The sequence below is a fragment of the Arthrobacter sp. CAN_A1 genome, assembly GCF_015751665.1.
In the GTDB taxonomy this organism is placed as follows: domain Bacteria; phylum Actinomycetota; class Actinomycetes; order Actinomycetales; family Micrococcaceae; genus Arthrobacter_D.
In genome coordinates, this window is sequence record NZ_JADOUR010000005.1 from 19,189 (window position 1) to 38,663 (window position 19,475).

The 19,475-nt window shown below is 65.5% G+C and carries 16 protein-coding genes and 1 tRNA gene; 7 read left to right on the top strand and 10 right to left on the bottom strand.

The window, feature by feature from the left end:
- Positions 1-216: 216 nt before the first annotated feature.
- Together pth and IWX62_RS07275 are read right to left on the bottom strand one after the other, a co-directional pair.
- On the bottom strand, positions 217-804 hold the full coding sequence (gene pth, locus IWX62_RS07270; protein ID WP_196840713.1) for an aminoacyl-tRNA hydrolase: 588 nt from the start codon (positions 802-804) through the stop codon (positions 217-219).
- A gap of 19 nt (positions 805-823) precedes the next feature.
- Entirely contained in the window at positions 824-1,447 is a 624-nt protein-coding gene (locus IWX62_RS07275; protein ID WP_196840714.1) for a 50S ribosomal protein L25/general stress protein Ctc, read from the bottom strand.
- A 340-nt stretch (positions 1,448-1,787) separates the two neighbouring features.
- On the opposite strand from IWX62_RS07275, the gene IWX62_RS07280 reads away from it, so the two are divergent.
- Entirely contained in the window at positions 1,788-3,101 is a 1,314-nt protein-coding gene (locus IWX62_RS07280) for a UDP-glucose dehydrogenase family protein (protein WP_196840715.1), read from the top strand.
- A gap of 28 nt (positions 3,102-3,129) precedes the next feature.
- Here IWX62_RS07280 and IWX62_RS07285 read toward each other — a convergent pair whose 3' ends face one another.
- From IWX62_RS07285 to IWX62_RS07305, 5 genes are all read right to left on the bottom strand, one after another.
- Positions 3,130-4,110 carry a ribose-phosphate diphosphokinase gene (locus tag IWX62_RS07285; protein WP_196840716.1) on the bottom strand — a complete coding sequence of 327 codons (981 nt, stop codon included), beginning with the start codon at positions 4,108-4,110 and terminating at the stop codon, positions 3,130-3,132.
- Complete coding sequence (glmU, locus tag IWX62_RS07290) at positions 4,107-5,663, bottom strand: bifunctional UDP-N-acetylglucosamine diphosphorylase/glucosamine-1-phosphate N-acetyltransferase GlmU (RefSeq protein ID WP_333483267.1); 1,557 nt, start codon at positions 5,661-5,663, stop codon at positions 4,107-4,109. Before glmU ends, IWX62_RS07285 begins: the two co-directional genes overlap by 4 nt.
- Positions 5,664-5,754: 91 nt before the next feature.
- A tRNA-Gln gene (locus IWX62_RS07295) sits at positions 5,755-5,826 on the bottom strand.
- Between the two features lie 182 nt (positions 5,827-6,008).
- Positions 6,009-7,814: an ABC-F family ATP-binding cassette domain-containing protein gene (locus tag IWX62_RS07300; RefSeq protein ID WP_196840717.1), complete on the bottom strand. Its 1,806-nt coding sequence runs from the start codon at positions 7,812-7,814 to the stop codon at positions 6,009-6,011.
- A 65-nt stretch (positions 7,815-7,879) separates the two neighbouring features.
- On the bottom strand, positions 7,880-8,854 hold the full coding sequence (locus IWX62_RS07305) for a 4-(cytidine 5'-diphospho)-2-C-methyl-D-erythritol kinase (RefSeq protein ID WP_196840718.1): 975 nt from the start codon (positions 8,852-8,854) through the stop codon (positions 7,880-7,882).
- A gap of 149 nt (positions 8,855-9,003) precedes the next feature.
- Here IWX62_RS07305 and IWX62_RS07310 point away from each other — a divergent pair, with 149 nt between their 5' ends.
- The 3 genes from IWX62_RS07310 to IWX62_RS07320 are packed head-to-tail and all read left to right on the top strand — an operon-like array spanning position 9,004 to position 10,879.
- Positions 9,004-9,846 carry a hypothetical protein gene (locus IWX62_RS07310; RefSeq protein ID WP_196840719.1) on the top strand — a complete coding sequence of 281 codons (843 nt, stop codon included), beginning with the start codon at positions 9,004-9,006 and terminating at the stop codon, positions 9,844-9,846.
- Positions 9,846-10,295 (top strand): phage holin family protein, encoded by a 450-nt coding sequence (locus IWX62_RS07315; RefSeq protein WP_196840720.1) that lies wholly within the window; start codon positions 9,846-9,848, stop codon positions 10,293-10,295. The genes IWX62_RS07310 and IWX62_RS07315 overlap by 1 nt, the downstream gene beginning before the upstream one ends.
- Positions 10,292-10,879 carry a DUF3618 domain-containing protein gene (locus IWX62_RS07320; RefSeq protein ID WP_196840721.1) on the top strand — a complete coding sequence of 196 codons (588 nt, stop codon included), beginning with the start codon at positions 10,292-10,294 and terminating at the stop codon, positions 10,877-10,879. Before IWX62_RS07315 ends, IWX62_RS07320 begins: the two co-directional genes overlap by 4 nt.
- 86 nt (positions 10,880-10,965) lie before the next feature.
- On the opposite strand, the gene rsmA is transcribed toward IWX62_RS07320, so the two are convergent.
- The 3 genes from rsmA to IWX62_RS07335 all read right to left on the bottom strand — a co-directional run bounded on the left by rsmA (position 10,966) and on the right by IWX62_RS07335 (position 14,349).
- Complete coding sequence (gene rsmA / locus IWX62_RS07325) at positions 10,966-11,877, bottom strand: 16S rRNA (adenine(1518)-N(6)/adenine(1519)-N(6))-dimethyltransferase RsmA (protein ID WP_333483268.1); 912 nt, start codon at positions 11,875-11,877, stop codon at positions 10,966-10,968.
- Positions 11,878-11,976: 99 nt separating this feature from the next.
- On the bottom strand, positions 11,977-13,179 hold the full coding sequence (locus IWX62_RS07330; protein WP_333483269.1) for a transglycosylase family protein: 1,203 nt from the start codon (positions 13,177-13,179) through the stop codon (positions 11,977-11,979).
- 246 nt (positions 13,180-13,425) lie between these two features.
- Positions 13,426-14,349, bottom strand: coding sequence for a TatD family hydrolase (locus IWX62_RS07335; RefSeq protein WP_196840722.1), 924 nt, complete (start codon positions 14,347-14,349; stop codon positions 13,426-13,428).
- A gap of 181 nt (positions 14,350-14,530) precedes the next feature.
- Between IWX62_RS07335 and IWX62_RS07340 the strand changes: the two genes are divergently transcribed.
- Genes IWX62_RS07340 through IWX62_RS07350 form a run of 3 tightly spaced genes read left to right on the top strand, consistent with a single transcriptional unit; the run spans position 14,531 to position 19,469 of the window.
- The gene (locus IWX62_RS07340) at positions 14,531-15,580 is read left to right on the top strand and encodes an AAA family ATPase (protein WP_196840723.1); all 1,050 of its coding nucleotides are present in this window, start codon (positions 14,531-14,533) and stop codon (positions 15,578-15,580) included.
- 8 nt (positions 15,581-15,588) lie between these two features.
- Positions 15,589-17,034, top strand: a complete 1,446-nt coding sequence (locus IWX62_RS07345) for a DUF58 domain-containing protein (protein WP_196840724.1) — start codon at positions 15,589-15,591, stop codon at positions 17,032-17,034.
- The gene (locus IWX62_RS07350; RefSeq protein WP_196840725.1) at positions 17,031-19,469 is read left to right on the top strand and encodes a transglutaminase TgpA family protein; all 2,439 of its coding nucleotides are present in this window, start codon (positions 17,031-17,033) and stop codon (positions 19,467-19,469) included. Before IWX62_RS07345 ends, IWX62_RS07350 begins: the two co-directional genes overlap by 4 nt.
- The last annotated feature ends 6 nt before the right edge of the window (positions 19,470-19,475 follow it).

Consider the following 19,475-nt stretch of genomic DNA (forward strand, 5'->3'; position numbering starts at 1 on the left):
CCGTCGTCAGGTACTCGGAGCGTCGGCTCGTGGGGCGTGCGCCGGGGAGCCATGGGAGGCCCCGCAGACCGGTACAAAAAAGGGACCGACGTTGGGATGGGGGTGGCCCAGTCTCAGAGGCCGCCCAACGTCGGCCCCCGCATTTGGGGCCGTGCTGGCCTGATCTGGCCGGAACGTGAGCGCTCCGACCGGTAATCGTGAATCTAATCTATACGCTTATTTGCCCGCAGAGTGGAACTTCTGCTGAGCGCTGACAAGCCCCTCACTAATGAGGGATTCGACGGCGTCGGCGGCGTCCTCGAGGAGAAAACCAAGGTCCTTCTTTTCGACAGTGCCGAAGTCCCTGAGGACGTGCTCGGCGGCGTCCTGCCGCCCGGGTGGACGTCCCACGCCGACCCTGACCCGCAGGTAGTCCTTGGTACCGAGCGCCTTGCTCATGTCCCGGAGACCGTTATGGCCGCCTTCGCCGCCGCCATATTTGAGCTTGACAGTGTTGAAGTCGATATCGATTTCGTCGTGGACAGCGATGACCCGTTCGGCGGGAATGTCGTAGAAACGGCTCAGCGCACTGACTGGCCCCCCGGAGAGGTTCATGAACGTCAGGGGTTTGGCCAGAACGAGCCGGGGCCCGCCCAGGCCCAGCCGGCCCTCAAGGACGGCGGCGTGGGCCTTGTGGCTCTTGAATTTCCCGCCCAGCCGGGAGCCGAGAACGTCGAGGACCAGCTGTCCAACATTGTGCCGGTTATGGCTGTAGTCGGGCCCGGGATTCCCGAGCCCGACTACCAACCAGGTATCAGTCGCCACCAGTGAGCCGGAGAGGTGGCTACTCGCCTTCTTCTGACTTCTCGCCGGAGGCGGCTACAACATCGCCTTCTGCAACGGTTTCTTCGCCATCCTCGCCCAGGTCCTGGACGGTCGGCTCGCTGATGTTGACGATCAGTGTGTCGTCTTCGATCAGCAGGGTGACGCCCTTGGGCAGCTCGATGTCGGAGGCGTGGATGTGCTCGCCAACGGTGCGGCCTTCAACGTTCACGGTCAGGGAATCAGGCAGGTGGGTGGCTTCTGCTTCAACCTGGACCGAGTTGTGCTCAAGGTTCATGACGGCGCCGGGCGCCAGTTCGCCTTCGACGTGGATGAAAACGTCGACAACAACCTTTTCGCCGCTTCGGACAGTCAGGAGGTCAAGGTGCTCGACAATGCGCTTCAGCGGGTTGCGGACCACGTACTTGGCGAGGGCCAGGTGCTTCTCCCCCTCGACGTCGAGGGTCAGCAGCGCGTTGGAGGTCCTCAGTGCCAGCGTGGTGGCCTTGGAGGGCAGCAGTACGTGGATGGGGTCGGCTCCGTGGCCGTAAATGACAGCGGGGATCTTGTTTTCCCGGCGGGCGCGGCGTGCTGCACCCTTGCCGAATTCGGTGCGTACTTCTGCGGGGAGCGTGAGGTCAGACATGAAATCTCCTGTAGTGACGATGGGTGGATCGTTGCTTGGGGCACGATCGGCATCTGTCTAGAAACAGGTCATCGTCAACACATTCTGTGTTGGACTTCAGTCGCTAGCCACTGTCGATCACGGAACACTTCCCGGGTCTTTCCGGGATGCTCCCTCGCCTAGGCATCGCATTCAATGTTACAGCACGTTCGTCGGGGGCATCGACACCGGCGGGGAATGGTGGGGCGGGTACCGGTCGAAAATCCCTCATCATCCTCTAATGTGTGAGGCATACCGTTGAAAGCTGATGGAGCCCATCGGATTCTTCAGGAGTCCCGGGCCGGCCCGACAAAGGATCAACATGCGAATTTCTGTTATCGGTTGCGGCTATCTTGGCGCTGTTCACGCGGCATGCATGGCGAAGTTGGGACACGACGTCGTCGCCATCGATGTTGATGAGCGAAAGATTGCCGAGCTTCAGGCGGGGCGGTCGCATTTCTTCGAGCCGGGCCTCCCTGAACTCCTCGACGAGGTGCTGCAGACGGGCCGGCTCAAGTTCAGCGCTGACATCGCTGACGCCCGTGGCGCTCAGGTCCACTTTCTCTGCGTGGGGACCCCGCAGCGCAAGGGCGAGTATGCGGCTGACCTCCGGTACGTTGATGCGGCGTTTGCCTCACTGGTGGATTCGCTCGAAGCGGGGAACCTGGTGGTCGGCAAGTCGACGGTTCCGGTGGGCACCGCAGCGCGGCTCGCCGATGATCTGGCCGAGCGGTTCCCCGAAGCCAGTCTCGCGTGGAACCCCGAGTTCCTCCGGGAGGGTTTCGCGGTCAAGGATACGCTGAGCCCCGACCGGCTGGTGTACGGAGTGCCGGCCGGCGAGGCCGGCGAGCAGGCAACCGCCATGCTGGACGAGGTGTATGCGGGCCCGATGGGGCTGGGTACCCGGCGGCTGGTCGCCGACTATGCCACCGCGGAACTGGTGAAATCTGCGGCCAACTCGTTCCTCGCCACGAAGATCTCCTTCATCAACGCGATGGCGGAGGTGTGCGACGCCGCCGGCGCTGACGTGACGCTGCTGGCCGATGCCATCGGGATGGATGACCGGATCGGCAGGAAATTCCTCAACGCGGGGATTGGCTTTGGCGGCGGGTGCCTGCCCAAGGACATTCGTGCCTTTATGGCCCGGGCCGGTGAACTGGGGGCGGACCAGGCGCTGACGTTCCTCAGGGAAGTGGACGACATCAATCTGCGACGCCGGATCCGGGTGGTCGAGCTGACCCGTCAACTTGTCGGTGGGTCCCTGCTCGGGAAGCGGATCACCGTGTTGGGGGTGGCGTTCAAGCCGAACAGCGACGACGTCAGGGACTCCCCTGCCCTGAGCATCGCCGCTCAACTCCAGTTGCAGGGCGCGGACGTGACGGTGACCGATCCCGAAGCCCTGACCAATGCACGCGGCCGGTTCCCCGAGTTGACCTACGAGCCGGACTTCGACGCCGCCGTCGCTCACGCCAACGCTGTGCTTGTGCTCACCGAGTGGGACCAGTACCGCTCCCTTGACCCGGCCGACCTGGCCCCGCGGGTGGCAAGCAAGAACATCCTCGACGGCCGCAACGTCCTGAGTCCCGCACAGTGGCGCTCAGCGGGGTGGAACTATCAGGGCATCGGGCGCCCGTAAGGGTCACCCGATGCCCTGAGCATCGCTGCTAGGCGTTGCCGTCGAAGAGGCTGGTGACGGATCCGTCGTCGAACACTTCACGGATGGCCCGCGCAATCAGGGGTGCGATGGACAGCACGGTGAGCTGCGGGAACCGCTTCTCGGACGGGATGGGCAGGGTGTTGGTCACCACCACCTCACGGGCACCGGACTCGGAAAGCCGGCGGGCCGCGGGGTCGGAGAACACTGCGTGGGTCGCGGCGATGATCACGTCTTTGGCGCCAGCGTTCTTCAGCACCTGCACCGCACCGGAGATGGTCCCGCCGGTATCGATCATGTCGTCGATCAGCACACAGGTCCGTCCTTCAACCTGACCCACTACCTGCTTGGACACCGCCTGGTTGGGGACGGTGAGGTCACGGCTCTTGTGCACGAAGGCCAGCGGTGAACCGCCGAGCCGCTCCGCCCACTGCTCGGCAACCCTGACCCGGCCGGTGTCCGGTGACACCACCGTCACGTTATCGGCGTCAACCCGGGTACGGATGTAGTCGGCGAGCAACGGAATGGCCATCAGATGGTCCACCGGTCCGTCAAAGAAACCCTGGATCTGCGAGGTGTGCAGGTCAACGGACATGAGCCGGTTGGCGCCAGCCGTCTTGTACAGGTCGGCGACGAGGCGGGCGGAGATCGGTTCGCGTCCGCGGCCCTTCTTGTCCTGGCGGGCGTACGGGTAGAACGGGGACACCACGGTGATCCGCTTGGCGGACGCCCGTTTGAGGGAGTCGATCATGATGAGCTGCTCCATCAGCCAGTTGTTCAGCGGCGCGGGGTGGGCCTGGATCACGAACACATCGGTGCCGCGCACGCTCTCGCCGGACCGGACGTAGATCTCGCCGTTCGCGAAGTCATAAGCCGAGATCGGCAGCAGCTCGGTGCCAAGTGCCTTGGCGATCTCCTCGGCCAGCTCGGGGTGTGCGCGCCCTGAAGCCAGGACCAGCTTCTTTTCGCCGCGTGCGGTGATCTCGCTCATGGTCTGTCGCTTTCGTCAGTACTCTTGGTGCTGCTGGTGGATTCACCAGCTGGGTGAGGGGAGGCCGCTTTTTGTGCAGCCGCCGCAGCAATAGCCGCCGAGCTGCCGGGTCGTTTGGCCTGGACCCAGCCCTCCGCGGTGCGCTGCGGTGCAACGCTGACGACCAGCGCGCCCGGCGGGACGTCGTCGCGCACAATGGCGCCGGCGCCGGTGTACGCGCCGTCGCCGATGGTCACTGGCGCAACGAATACCGTGTTGGAGCCGGTGCGCACGTTGCTGCCGATAGTGGTGCGGTGCTTGTTGACGCCGTCGTAATTGGCGGTGATGTTGCCGCAGCCGATATTGGTGTTCTCACCAATCTCGGTGTCCCCCGCGTAGCCGAGGTGCGACAGCTTCGATCCGCGGCCAATGGTGACGTTCTTGGTCTCGTAGAAGGCGCCAATCTTGCCGTCCTCACCCAGCACCGTGCCTGGACGCAGGTAGGTGAACGGGCCAACGGTGGCTCGGGCGCTGATCCGCGCGCCGGCGCCGTGGGTCCGGAGCACAGTGGCTCCCTCCCCCACCACCACATCGGTGAGGGTGGTGTCAGGGCCGACGACGGCGTCACGCGCAATCTCGCACGCGCCGTGAAGCTGGGTGCCCGGCAGGAGCGTCACGTCCTCCGCCAACTGCACTGACGTATCGATCCAGGTCGTGCCGGGGTCCACGATGGAGACTCCGGCGCGCATCCAGCGGGTCAGGGTGCGGCGGTTGAGCTCGGCGCCGAGGGCTGCGAGCTGGACCCGGTCATTGGCTCCCTCGACCTGCCAGGGATCATCGGAGACGACGGCGGCTACCCGGCCGCCCCGGTCTGAGGCGATGCCGAGGACGTCGGTCAGATACATTTCACCCTGGGAGTTACCGGCCGTGACGGAGGTGAGGGCGCTGCGCAGGGTTGCCGCGTCGAACGCGTAGATGCCCGAGTTGATTTCCTTGATAGACCGCTGGGATTCGGTCGCATCCTTGTGCTCAATGATGCCGGTGACGGTGCCGTCGTCGGCGCGCAGGATCCTGCCGTAGCCGGTCGCGTCGTCCAGGACAGCGGTCAGAACGGTCACCGCGTTGGCCTGGGTGGTGTGCGCCTCTACGAGTTCGGCGAGGGTGTCGGCGGTCAGCAGCGGCACGTCTCCGTAGGTGACAACAATCGTGCCGTCGAGGGGGGTCGCTGCCGCCTGGTCCAGCGCGTCGAGCGCCACCTGGACTGCGCGTCCGGTCCCTGGGACGTCGTCCTGGTCCACAATGATGGCCTGGTCGTCAAGGCTGGAGATGTGGCTGGCGACAAGATCGCGTTCGTGGCGGACTACCACTGCCATTGCCGCGGGAACCACGCCACGGGCGGCGGCCATGGCGTGTCCAACCATCGATCTGCCGCCGAGGGTGTGGAGGATCTTCGGTGTCCGGGATTTCATCCGGGTGCCGGCTCCTGCTGCGAGCACAATGACGGCCGCCGGCCGCAGAACTCCTGCCTCTGAGTCTGATGTCTGGTGGTGCGTGTTTGAGGTCTGCGGACCCATCGAGGAGACACTCCTGCCTGTAGTTTCGCTGTCAACCGGAAAAGTACAGGCTCACACCGGCAATACTACCCGTGGCACTCTTGCCCGACAGTTCCGCCCATAGGATTCGAACCTATACTCCACAGCTCCAAAGGCTGGGGTGCTGCCATTACACCAGGGCGGACTACGCCTCAGGAAACGACATATTTCCGTGACGAAGCGCGGTTGTCCAGTTTGCCATGAGTCGGGTGGATCCTGCGACTTCACCCCCCCTCATCGCCGAACCGTCAGCTGTGGCGGACTAACGGGCGTGTGAGTCTCCAGAGCTCACGGTTCGGCGGGTGGGGGTTGCCTCGCGGCAGGACGTTACTTACCGAGCACCTCGGCAGCGGCGAGCCACTGGAGTTCCAGATCCTGTTGTTCAGCCTGGAATGCCTGCAGTTTCTTGTTCAGGGTCGCCATTTTCTCAAAGTCGACGTCTCCCGCTGCACCGTCATTCATTTGGTGTTGAATCTTCTCCACCTGCGCCGAGGCTTTTCCGAGCTGCCGTTCAATGCGGGTCAGATCCTTCTTTGCCTGCCGGGTTTCCTCGGAGCTGTACTTGGCGGTGGATCCGCCGGCCTGGGCGTCCTCAGCGTTCAGCGGGGACGCTCCGGAGCCGGTCTCCGCGGCACGTCGCAGCTCAAGGTACTGGTCAACGCCGCGAGGCAGGTCGCGCAGCTTGCCGTCGCCCAGCAGCGCCATCTGGGAATCGGTGACCCGCTCCAGAAGGTACCTATCGTGCGAGACAACCACGAGGGTCCCGGGCCACCCGTCCAGGACGTCCTCGATCGCTGCCAGAGTGTCAGTGTCGAGGTCGTTGGTTGGCTCATCGAGCATCAGCACGTTGGGTTCTCCGACCAGCAGCCGCAGCAGCTGCAACCGGCGCCGTTCCCCACCGGACAGGTCTTTCACCTTGGTCCACTGCTTCGCGTTGGTGAAACCAAGCTGCTCCACGAGTTGGGTGGCCGACACTTCACGCCCACCGACACTGAAGACGCGCTTCTCCTGCTCGATGACCTCGGTAACGCGAAGGTGCTCCAGCTCGTTGAGTTCCTTGACCTCCTGGGACAGCACGGCAGTCTGCACCGTCTTGCCCTTTTTCACCTTTCCGGCGTCGGGAGTTACCTCGCCGTTCAGCATCCGCAGCAGGGTGGTCTTGCCCGATCCGTTGACACCAACCAGCCCCAGCCGCTGACCGGGAGCGAGGCGCAGGGTAATTCCGTCGAAGAGGTTCTTGTCCCCCAGGGACAGGGACACGTTCTCAAGATCCAGGACATCCTTGCCCTGACGTGCCATCGCCATCTTGCTCAGTGCAAGGGAGTCGCGGGGTTCGGGAACATCCGCGATCAGGGCGTTGGCCGCCTCAATGCGGAACTTCGGCTTCGCTGTCCGCGCGGGGGCGCCTCGCCGGAGCCATGCCAGCTCCTTTTTGACCAGTTGCTGCCGTTTTCCCTCGACCACCGAATCCATCCGGTCGCGCTCGGCCCGTGCCAGCACATAGGCGGCGTACCCGCCGTCGAACCCGTCGACGACGCCGTCGTGAACCTCCCAGGTGCGCGTGCAGATTTCGTCGAGGAACCAGCGATCGTGGGTGACCACCAGCAGACCGCCGTCGGTGGGACGCCACCGCTCAGCGAGGTGACGGGCAAGCCAGGCGACGCCCTCCACGTCGAGGTGGTTGGTGGGCTCATCAAGCATGATGACGTCGTCGTCGCCGATCAGGAGCTTGGCCAATGCAACGCGGCGTTTCTGTCCACCCGAGAGCGAGGACACCTTCGCGTGCCAGTCGACCTCGGCGACGAGGCCGCCCATGACGTCGCGGATTTTGGGGTTGGAGGCCCACTCATGGTCGGCCTGGTCGCCGACGATTGCCTCGCCCACGCCAAGGTCGCCGTCAAGGACGTCGGTCTGATCAAGGTATCCGACGTGCACGTCCCGACGACGGGTAACCCGCCCCTCGTCGGGGGTGGCCCGCTGGGCGAGGAGCCGCATCAGGGTTGACTTGCCGTCGCCGTTCCGCCCCACCATACCGATCCGGTCGCCGTCCTCGATGCCGAGGGAAACGCCGTCGAGAACGGTGCGGGTGGCGAACGTGACGCTGACGCTTTCAGCGCCCAGAAGATGTGCCAAAGGTGTACTGCTTCCTGGTTGATAAGGGTAGAGACGGCTTGAACTGGCCCAGCTTCGGTGGCAGGTCAGGCGATGTAGTCGTTAACAATTCTGGCACCGTGGACCGGGCCATGCACGGCGGTGGCTGACAGGCCATCAGCGGTGAGCTGTGCAGCTAGTTCAGCGGCATGGGCTTCACTGGCCGCGAGGAAGGCGACGGTTGGACCCGAACCCGACACCAGGCCGGCAAGCGCCCCGGCGTCCGTCCCGGCGTTCAGGATGTCGGCCAGCTCCGGTGCGAGCTCAAGCGCCGCAGCCTGCAGGTCGTTATGCAGCAGATCGGCGAGAGCCGCAGCGTCCCCGGAACGCATCGCACTGAGAATCCGGGCATCGATCTCGGGTGGCGCAGCGGGTTCCGTCCCGTCGCGCAACCGGAGTTCGTCGAGAGTGCGGTAGACCTCGGGCGTCGAAAGTCCATAGGCAGAGGTCACGAGAACCCAGTAGAGCGGTGTCTTGGAGATGGCCGGGGTCAACTGCTCCCCTACCCCCACCCCGACGGCCGTGCCACCTACCAGCGCAAACGGTACGTCCGCGCCGAGTTCCGCCGCCATCTTCGCCAGCTCATCGCGGGAGAACCCGCTGTTCCAGAGTGCATCGCACGCCAGCAGGGTGGCAGCGGCATCCGCCGACCCGCCGCCCATTCCGCCAGCTACCGGTACCCGCTTGGTGATGTCCAGCAGCAACCCGGTCGAATCCTCGCTGAGATCGGCGAGAACCGCTGCGGCCCGGGCAGCAAGATTGGTGGCATCCAACGGAATGCTCTCGACCGGCAGGTTGAGGGACCCCTGCCCGTTGACGGTAACCACGGTGCCCGGCTCGGAACTGACCGTTGCGGTGACTTCCTCGAAGAGGGAGACAGCCAGGTACACGCTCGCAACACTGTGATAGCCGTCTTCCCGCAAGGGGCCAACGCGGAACGAGACGTTGATCTTTCCGGGCGCGCGGACGCGAACGCTGGCCGGTGCGCTACCGAACAGTCCTGCCGTTTTACCTGCCTCCATACTCTCCAACCTAGGCCACAGGGCGCTGAACCCGGAAACCTGCGGGGCCCATCTGCCCAAAAAATCCGCCACTATCAACCCATTGCCAATAAGTAGTAAGCGTGCTTATCTTACAATGGTAAGCAGGATGACTATCCGAAGGAAATACTATGACTACCCAGAATTGGTCAGCGGATCCGCTGACGGCAGCGCCCTCAGGAGAGCATGTACAGACCGTCTCGCCGACCGCAGCCCTATCCTCAGAGGAATCCAAGAGCAGCACCGGGGTGAAAGACCAGGCAGTGAACGAGGCGAAGAACGTCGGCCGGGAAGGCCTCGGGGCAGCCCAAAGCGTCGCCGAAACCGCTGGCTCCGAAGCGAAGAACGTTGCACACGAAGCCAGCACCCAGGCGAAGAATCTGCTGGGGGAATTGGGGTCTGATCTCAAGACTCAGGCCGGAGCCAGCCAGCAGAAGGCCGCGGAGGGTCTGCGCTCAATTAGTGATGAGCTCGGCACGATGGCGGACAACGGCGACGAGAACGGACCCGCGAATAGCCTGGTCCGTCAGGCCGCCCAGCGGTCAGGCGACGTCGCAGGTTGGCTCGAAGGCCGGGATCCAGGATCCCTGCTCGACGAGGTCAAGGACTTCGCCCGACGTCGGCCGGGAACGTTCCTGATGGTGGCCGCAGGCGCCGGACTCCTCGCAGGACGCCTGACCCGCGGCCTCGCCGGGGCCGGATCAGACGCCCATGGTTCCACGCCGTCGAATCCCGCGCCCGAATTCCCGCCGACAGTACCCGCGCAGTCGGAGGCGGCTACCGGCTTCGGCGCGCCCACCACGGCCGCCCCGCCCACGGGCGGCTCTGGCTCTGAAGCTGGCAGTGGTTCTGGCGCTGGCTCAAGGACTCCGGGATATCCGCAGGAGTCCTTCGGCGATCCCCTCGCCTCGGAGCCGGTCATCGAGCCGGGAAGGCGCACCCAGGACGGGCCACTGGACAGGGACCTGCGCTGATGAGCGGAACACACACCGGAGGGTCTTCCACCTATGATCCATCGCGCCCCGAGGCGGAGGAGCGCGCGGCCAACGAAACGCTGGGGTCACTGCTCAGCGATGTCAGCCGCGACCTCTCCACCCTGATGCGTCAGGAACTCGAACTCGCCAAGGCCGAGCTGCGCGAGAGCGGGACCAAAGCAGGAAAGGGCGCCGGCATGTTTGCCGGGGCTGGCGTTGCCGGGCACTTTGTCCTCCTGTTCCTGTCATTGGCGCTCATGTGGGGTCTGGCAGAACTGGTTGGCCTCGGCTGGTCTGCAGTGATCGTCGCAGTCATCTGGGGCATCATCGCTGCCGTATTGGCAGTGACCGGCAAGAAGGAACTCAAGAGCGTCCGGGGTATGCCCGCCACGGCCGCCACCATGAAAGACATTCCCCCCACTTTGAAACCAGGTGAGCACACCCCATGAGCCAGACACCAGAACAGATCCGTGCCGACATTGAGCGAACCCGCAGGGAGCTCGGCACCGACGTCGACGCCGTCGCCGACAAGGTAAGCCCCTCCAGCATTGCCCAGCGGCAGACTGACAAGGTTCGCAACGCCGTCGGCGGCTTGAAGACCTCAGTCATGGGGTCAGCCGATCACGCGTCCAGCGGGACGAAAGATGCGTTGCACAACGCCGGCGGCGCGGTGCAGGACGCTCCGCACCAGGTGGGCACCAAAACCCGGGGCAACCCTCTGGCAGCTGGGCTGATTGCGTTCGGTGCCGGCATGCTCATCGCTTCACTCATTCCGGCAAGCGAGAAGGAGAAGGAGGCTGCTACAGCGCTGAAGGAGAAGGCCGAGCCCTTCACCACCGGCATTACCGACGCGGCAAAGCATGTGGCCGAGAATCTTAAGGAACCTGCGCAGCAGGCCATGGATTCGGTCAAGGAAACCGCAGCCGAGTCAGCGAAAACTGTCAAGGATGAGGGCACCTCAGCTGCAGCCGATGTGAAGGACAAGGCTCAGGACGCCAAGGGCACGGTCCAGCACGAGGCCACCCGCTCCTAGCCCACCTCCCCCATGGGTTGAGTCAACACATATGACCGAAATCCGTCGCGAAACTGGTCATATGTGTTGACTCGGTCCAGTGGTTGTTACCGGTTCGGCGGGGCGGGCGGAGCCGGGGCTGGCGGAGCCGGGGCTGGCTTCGCCTCGGCGATCCGGGCGAATGCGGCGATGTCCAGCATTTCCCCGCGAAGACTCGGGTCAACACCAGCCGAGGCCAGGGCCTCCCCCGCCAGCACTGGGCTGCCTGCCCACCCCGCCAGGGCGGCACGCAACGTTTTTCGCCGCTGCGCGAAGGCCGCGTCGATGACGGCGAAGACCTCACGCCGGCTGGCCGAAGTTTCCGGGGGGTCGTGCCTGACGAATCCGACCAGCCCTGAAGCGATTTTGGGTGCCGGCCAGAACACGTTCATCCCGATCACCCCGGATTTGCGCATCGTCGCGTACCAGGCGGCCTTCACCGAGGGCACCCCATAGGTTTTAGAGCCGGGACCTGCGGCCATCCGGTCGGCCACCTCGTCCTGCACCATGACCAGGCCGTGGCGCAGGGAGGGAAAGTTTTCCAGCAGGTTCAGGACCACCGGGACGGCAACGTTATAGGGAAGATTCGCCACCAAAGCTGTTGGCTGGTGCGGTAACTCAGTGACCCGCATGGCGTCCGCGAGCACCACATCGAGATTCCCGGCAGTCTCGGGCCGCCAGCGGGCAACGGTTTGGGGTAGGCGCTCGGCCAGCAGCGGGTCAATCTCCACCGCCACCACCCGCCGTGCGGCATCGAGCAGGCCCAGCGTCAGCGAACCGAGACCCGGGCCGACCTCAAGGACTGTCTCCTCGGGATCCAGCTGGGCCGCGGCCACAATCCGCCGAATGGTGTTGCCGTCGATCACGAAGTTCTGGCCGAGGGTCTTGGTGGGCCGCAGGTCAAGTTCGGCTGCCAGCCGGCGGACATCGCCGGCGCCGAGCAGTGGCCGGATCGGCTGGGGGTTAGGGGGCTGAGTCACCTAAGCCATGGTAGTCGGGCACCAGGCAAAAGCGGGTTCCCGGCTCGGGAACCCGCTCACGCTCGGCACATATTCAAAACCTGAGGCAGCCGCGGGGTGCTAGCCGAGGCCAAGCTTGGAAGAACACGAAGGCCAGTGGCCCCAGCCGCCGCTCTGCTTGAGGACTTCGGCGGTGGCGATCTGCTCCGCTGGAGACGCCAGGTGCGGCAGCGGGGCGTACTGGCCGCCGCCGGCGCCGAGCCAACTTGGCGCACTGAACTGCAGGCCACCGTAATATCCGTTGCCGGTGTTGATTGACCAGTTACCCCCGGATTCGCATTGAGCGAGTGCCTGCCACGCACCGCCGGCTGGTGCCGGGCCGTCCGATCCCGCGGGCTCGGGAGCCTCTTCGGGCGCAGACTGTTCCTCCGGTTCAGGCTCGGTTTCAGGTTCAGGCTCCGGTTCAGGCTCCGGTTCCCGCGTGCCAATGGCGATCAGTTCGGCGACCGGCTCACGCGTTACCTTGTCGTTGACGAGCTCGCGGCTCTCCTCGCGACCATCGACCAGCATCGAGGTGTAGATCCTGGTCCGTTCGCCGTCGACGCCGGCCCGCGTGACGCGCTGCTCGCCCACGTCGAGGGCGTCGTCGTCCACCTCGTCGGTGCTGAAGCTAATGGGGTCGGTGATGGTTTCCCGGTGGTCGCTGTCCACTCGCGTGACCTTCAGTCCGAGGCCGTCAACCAGGGTGGCGGTGAGCGGGACGCTCACCCGATCCTCGTCGCCGAGGGTGATCTTCGCTTCGTCGAGGAGATCCTGCACAGACTTCTCAGTGGTCGTGTGGGTGTCCTCGGAGCCGTCGACCGTCACCGTGATGTTCTTGGGGGTCGAAATTTCCAGCTCGGTGCTGAGCGTCGTCAGCCGCGTTTCCAGATCAGCCGAGACGGCTGATGACTCCGCAACGCCGAGTTCGTCCACCACGTCCCCGACGGTGGAGCCGGTGGTGTGGACGACTGTCTCCGCACCGTTCAGAACGACGTCGACCGCGGTGGCTGTCGTGATCTGGATGGCTGAGCCGTCTTCAACTGCTGCAGACAGTGCCGGGCTGACCTGGTCGTTGGCGGTGACCACCACGTTGGAGTTGGCGAGGACCTCTCCCACCGTGCCTCCGAAGGTCTGGACGGTACTGGCCCGGCCATCGATCAGCAGGTCGATTGACTTGTTGTTTCCCACGAAAGCGACGAGTCCCAGCACCAGGCACATCATGACGATGCCCTGGCCAATCGTCCTGATCCACTGGTTCCTGCTCGCCACAAAGTCCCTCACGGTCGCTACATCCGGGCACGGGGGAGACGCGACCGCCAACCGGCACAGGGGTATCCCCGGTGCGGCGCCGCCGCGAAGGCATGAACCAGTCAGGCAGGTTGGGGCGCCAGAACGGAGGCGTCCCAACACTGGGGTGAGAAAGTACTGTATTAGACGGAAAGCCTTCCCCGACCCCGGCTAATAAGCGTTCACCGTAACCGAAATGTGATAAGCGGGCAAGTCAGGCTGGCGACGACGCCGCCCGGCTCAGTCCCACTCCCCGTATACCCTGCGCGTGTTCTCGGCGATCGACTGGCACAGGGTGGAAAGGTCGGCGCCCAGCACCTCGGCCATGCTCCTGACCGTGTACGGAACCAGATAGGGCGCGTTGGGCCGCCCCCGGAAGGGGTGCGGCGTCAGGAACGGAGCATCGGTTTCGGTCAGCACCAACGCCGGATCCGCGATGCGGAGGGCCTCCCTGAGATTGTCGGCATTCTTGAACGTCACGGTTCCGGCAAACGACATGTACCACCCGGCGTCGTTGCAGATCCGTGCCAGGGCTGCGTCGCCGGAGAAGCAGTGGAACACCACCCGTTCCGGTGCACCCTCGCTGCGGAGGGTGCCGACGACGTCGTCGTGCGCGTCCCTGTCGTGGATCTGGAGGGCCAGTTCCAGCCGTTTGGCGATATCGAGGTGCCGGCGGAAGGAGTAGTGCTGACTGTCGATCCCCTCGGCGGGAGTCCGATAGTAGTCGAGCCCGGTTTCGCCGATCGCCCGCACCCGCGGATGGGCGGCCAACTGTTCGATTTCGGCGAGCGCAGCCTCAAGGCCGCCTTGCTCGGCAAGCAGCGGGGCGTCGTTGGGGTGGATTGCCACCGCCCCGAGCAGGCGGGGCTCCTGGGTGACAGCCTCGACGGTGAACCGGGACGACTCGAGGTCGCATCCCACCTGGACCGCCCCGCACACACCCACGGCTTCCGCTGCATCGAGCGCGGCGGCGACGCTGACCAGCGGCAAACCACTCCGGAAGTCGAGGTGGGTGTGGTTGTCCATCACCGGGACGGGCAACGGCTCGGGGGCCGGAGGATAGTGGCGCTTGTCCTCCCGTCCGCCCGTAGCGTGGACCTCGCCGTCGGGAACGGCGCTGGGCGGGGCTGGACGGTACGCCGCGGGGGTAGCTGTATCAGGCATGACTCAACCCTAACCACCCGCACATCCGCTGCGGAACTTATCCCCACAGCGGCAAGTTGTCCTAGTAATCTGTAGGGAAGCAGTTGCTGCGTGCCCCACGGACATAACGGCCGTGGACGCATCCGACCAGGGCTGACCGACTCAACTGCACAGCGGCGTGCAGCGTTCGCGGAAGGTTCGCATGGACTCCACCAACCAGTACGCCTCACCCCACGGCAGGACCGAGCCCGCGGACTCCCCCGCGGAGGGCGCAATGTCAGCGATGTCCGGTGAGCACTTCGACGAGACCGCCCGACGGATTCTGGGATCCATCAACACCGTCATCGACGGAAAACCCGAAGCTGCGCGGCTGGCACTGACCGTTCTCCTGGCCCAGGGCCACCTGCTGCTGGAGGATGTGCCTGGGGTGGGAAAGACCATGCTCGCGAAAACGCTCGCCCGCACCATTGACTGCACCGTGAACCGCATCCAGTTCACCCCGGATCTGCTGCCTTCGGATGTGTCGGGGGTGTCGATCTACAACCAGGACACCCACCGGTTTGAGTTTCGGCGCGGGCCAGTCTTTGCCAACATCGTGATTGGTGATGAAATCAACCGCGCCTCAGCGAAGACCCAGTCCGCTCTCCTGGAATGCATGGAGGAACATCAGGTCACCGTCGACGGCGGGACCTACCGGCTGGCCGAGCCCTTCATGGTGGTGGCCACGCAGAATCCCATCGAGATGGAGGGAACGTACCCGCTGCCCGAGGCGCAACGGGACCGGTTCATGGCGCGGATCTCGATGGGATACCCGGACCGCAACGCAGAACTCGACATGCTGCAGACCCACCAGTCAGTTTCACCGCTGGACGCGGTCCGCCCGGTGGCGACCGTCGCCGACGTCGCTGCGATGATGGACCAGGTGCAGCGGGTCTATGTGTCGCCGGCGGTGCGCGAGTATACGGTGGCCATCGGCCATGCGACCCGCGGGCACCACCAGCTGCGGCTCGGCGCCAGCCCCCGCGCGTTGCTGCAGCTACTGCGGGCGGCCAAGGCGGGAGCAGCGTTGGAGAGCAGGGATTTCGTTCTGCCCGACGACATTGCTTCGGTCGCCGAGGCGGTCCTGTCACACCGGCTGATCCTTGATCGCAAGGCTCAAAGCTCGGGGGAAACACCCCAGTCGGTGGTAGCGGGAATCCTGTCCAAGGTTCCAGTGGAACGTGCTGCAGCGAACTCCTACCTGCGCGCCTAGGCCTCCTCATGCAACTGCTGGCCAGGTTACCGTCCCGGATCCTCACCCCGCGCGGGTGGGGGCTGGTGATCACCGGCGTTGTGGCACTCCTGCTTGCCCAGGTTCTCGGTCGCCGGGACCTGCTCTACGTGGGGGTGCTCCTGGTGTGCCTGCCGCTCCTGTCGGTGCTGATGTTGCGACTGATCAAGCCGCGCTTCACCGTGGGTCGGAAATTCGCGCCGCAAACCATGGAGACCGGTTTCACGTCCACCGTCACGCTGTCGGTCGCCTCCAGCGGACCGGTCAGCGGGAGCGTGGTGATGCGCGAGCTGCTTCCCTCCCGGTTCGGAGACTCCCCCGAGTTCCACTTCCCCTCCCGGCATCCCACCCGCGGGGCCAGCCACTATGAGTACAGGCTGCGGTCATCGAGCCGTGGCGTGTACGACGTCGGTCCGGTCACTGCGGCCTTCACCGACCCCTTCGGGCTGGGCACCTCCCGTCACACGTTGGGGGGCACCGACCGATTGGTGGTCACCCCCGCCCCCCTGGACCTGCCCCACTCGCCGCTGACCGGTGCCCGTGGCGCGGACGGATTCGCCGTTACCCGGCGCAACGCCAACCCCAGTGATGACGATGTGATGACCCGTGAGTACCGTGCGGGTGATCCAATGCGGAGGGTGCACTGGGCTGCTACGGCCCGGCATAACGAGCTGATGGTCCGCCAGGAAGAGTCGGTAACCACCCCTGAGGCAACCCTGATCCTCGACCGGCGCCAGGCCCGGCATAACTCGGCGTTCGCAGGGACTTTCGGCGGCGACCGGGACGAGGAAGGAACGTCGCTACTGTCTTCACCCGGCTTCGAGTGGGCGGTGGTCGCTGCCATGTCCATCACGGCCCACCTGCTGGAGCGGAACTATGCCATGCGGTTTGTGGATGAGACGGGGGCGCCAGCACTCAAAACCTCGGTCTCCGCGCAGTGGCCGGAGGATGAGGAACACACCGGGACCACCGGCATCCACAATGTCTCCGAAGGGCTGGCCGCCCTCGAACTCTTTCCTGACCCCTCGAAACGGACTACGTCCCGCCGCCAGCCCCGACGCGGACAGGGTGGGGCGCCCCCGGCCACCCGGCACGCCCCTTTCGGGGATCCGATGATGGACAAACTCGCCACCTACAAACATCGGGGCCCCCTTATCGCGGTCCTGGGAGCGATCACCGCGAGCGAAGCCCGGGATCTCGCCGGTGCCGCCGAGTACGGGTCCACCTCGTTTGCGATCCTCGTCGCCGACCGTCCGCAGGACCTGCACCCGGTGATGGAGATCCTTCGGGCCGCTGGCTGGCATGCGGTAGCGGTCTCCCCCACCGCTGACCTGAGGTCAGCGTGGACCTACTTTGACTCCCCCGCTGGTGCCAGTGCGTCAACGGCCAAAACCACTGTGACTTCACCACCGGCTGCCGCTGGAGGTCGAGCGTGACCTCCACCCTCCCCCGCCCCAGCACAGCGGCTGCCCAACGTCCCGAGCCGGGGCCCCGCACCCGGCTGCGCTCCGACCAGCGTCATTGGGTGTCGACGGCGGCAGTGTTCGCCGCGGTGATGTTGACGGCGCTGAACCTGCACTCGGTGGTGCTGGGCTGGACCTGGCTGAACCCCGTGGCGTTCACCGTTGGATGCGTGCTGCTGGTGATGGGCGTTGCACGTAGCGCCCATCTCCCCGGCCTGCTGGTTCCGGTGGCAGGTTTCGTCGCCCTGGTGGGTTCGCTGGTGTGGCAATTCTTCCCGGCTCAAAGTGTGTTCGGGGTGTTCCCCGGCGAAGGATCTGCTGGCCGGTTGACCATCCTGCTGGATCACGCGGAAAACACCGTGGTGTCCCAGGTCGCGCCCGTGCTGCCCGGGACCGGCATTTTCATGGTGGTCTGCGCCGGAATGGGGCTGATCGCCATTCTCGCCGACACCCTTGCCACCACCCTCCGGATGCCCGCGACCAGCGGCCTGGCCCTGTTCGCTGTGCTGGTGGTTCCCGCCGTCGTCCTCCCGCAAAGTGTTGGGGTCCCCGGGTTCGTGGCAGCGGTGATCGGGTACCTCCTCATCCTGGGGAGCGGTCAGTGGCGGGACAGCGACGCGAATGGTACCCGGGATGCCTCGGGTGGCAGACTGGTCCGCGGAATATCCATCGGCGCTGTGGCGCTGGTGGTAACCGTGGTGGTTCCCCTGGCCGTGCCGGGATTCAATGTTGGCACCTTCCCGCAGGGGGCCAGGGTGAACCTGTGGGGCACGGCTACCGGGTTGAACCCGGTGGTGACCCTGGGAAATGACCTCCGGAACCCGAACGGTTTTGGCAGGATCACCTATGCCACCGACTCGCCCGAGGCCTTGTATCTGCGGGCGGTGACCCTCGAGGACTTCGACGGGCAGCGGTGGGAACCGGACCAGCGATACGGTCTCAGGGAGCCTGGAGTTGAGGACATGGGGACCGAGGAGGTGCGCAACGCGATCGAGTCCGGCGTGGTGACCACCACCCGGGTCACCACCGACTCGTTCACCAGCCCCTGGCTACTGGCGCCCTATGCCCCGGTGGGATTCACCAATCTCTCGGGCCGCTGGTCCTGGGATCCGCTGAATCACAGCGTGATCGCCACCGACAACGGGTCAACCGCGCAGCAACAATACGAGGTATTCAGCGCCGGCCCGGAGCTCACCCGTGAGCGCCTCCAGGCTATTGGTCCGGTGCCCGACGGCGCGGTCGACGCCCAGTTCCTGGCCCTGCCGGAGACCACCCCGGGAATTATCAGGGAGACCGCCGAATCGCTGACCGCCAACATCTCCAACCCCTATGAGCAGGCCCTGGCCATCCAGAACTTTCTTCGGGGACCGGACTTCACCTACTCCGTGGATGCCCCGGTGGAGGGTGGGTATGACGGGAGCAGCCTCGACGTCGTCGCGCGTTTCCTTGAATCGCGGTCCGGCTACTGCGTGCACTATGCCGGTGCTATGGCCGTGATGGCCCGGGTGGCGGGAATCCCCAGCCGGGTGGCGGTTGGGTATGCGCCCGGCGATCCGACGGGCGAATCGGAGCAGGGGCCGGACGGCCAGGAGCTCACCGAGTTCTCGGTCACCTCCCAGGATGCCCATGCCTGGCCCGAACTCTATTTCGACGGCGTGGGCTGGGTAAAATTCGAACCCACCCCCTCCCGTGGCGTGGTGCCCGACTATGCTCAGACCGCGTTCGAACCGGGTGCGCCGGCGCAGAACCCCGACGATCTGACACCCGGCGGCAACCCGATAGCCGAGCCTGGCGCACCGCTGCCCGGGACCGACCCCGAGGACCCGCAGAGCGCGCCCGACCCTGAACAGGCCAGGGAAACCTCGGCCCTGATCACCGGGGTGCTGGTTGGCGCTGCATTTCTCCTCTTTGTGCCACTGCTCCTGCGGACCCTGCGGCGCCGGAGCCGCCGTCGCAGGTTCGCCGCTACGCGGGGGGCACCAGGCGCTGCGGCCATCGCCTGGTCGGAAACCACCGACCTTGCCGCCGATTACGGCCAGCCCGCCCTGCCCACAGACACACCACGGACCTTCGCTTCCCGTCTTGCTGCGGAGACCGGGCTGGGCGCTGTTCCGGCCGCGGCGCTGACGCGCCTCCGCACCGCATACGAGGCGGAAAAGTACTCGGATCCTGGGCTGCTCGTGGTTGCGGGCGGAGGCGCGTCAGGCCGGAGCGCCGGACGCGGCGGACCCGCAGCCGCCCGCGCCGCGGCCGCCGCCCGACCGCTCGACCCACAGCGCCGGGACGTCCCGGACGGGTGGGACGACGTCGAACTGGTGGCCCGGGCGCTCCGCGACACCAGCAGCCGGTCAACCAGGATCAGGGCCAGGCTGCTGCCCCGATCGCTTGCGGGCAGTACCCGGTCCTGATTCCGG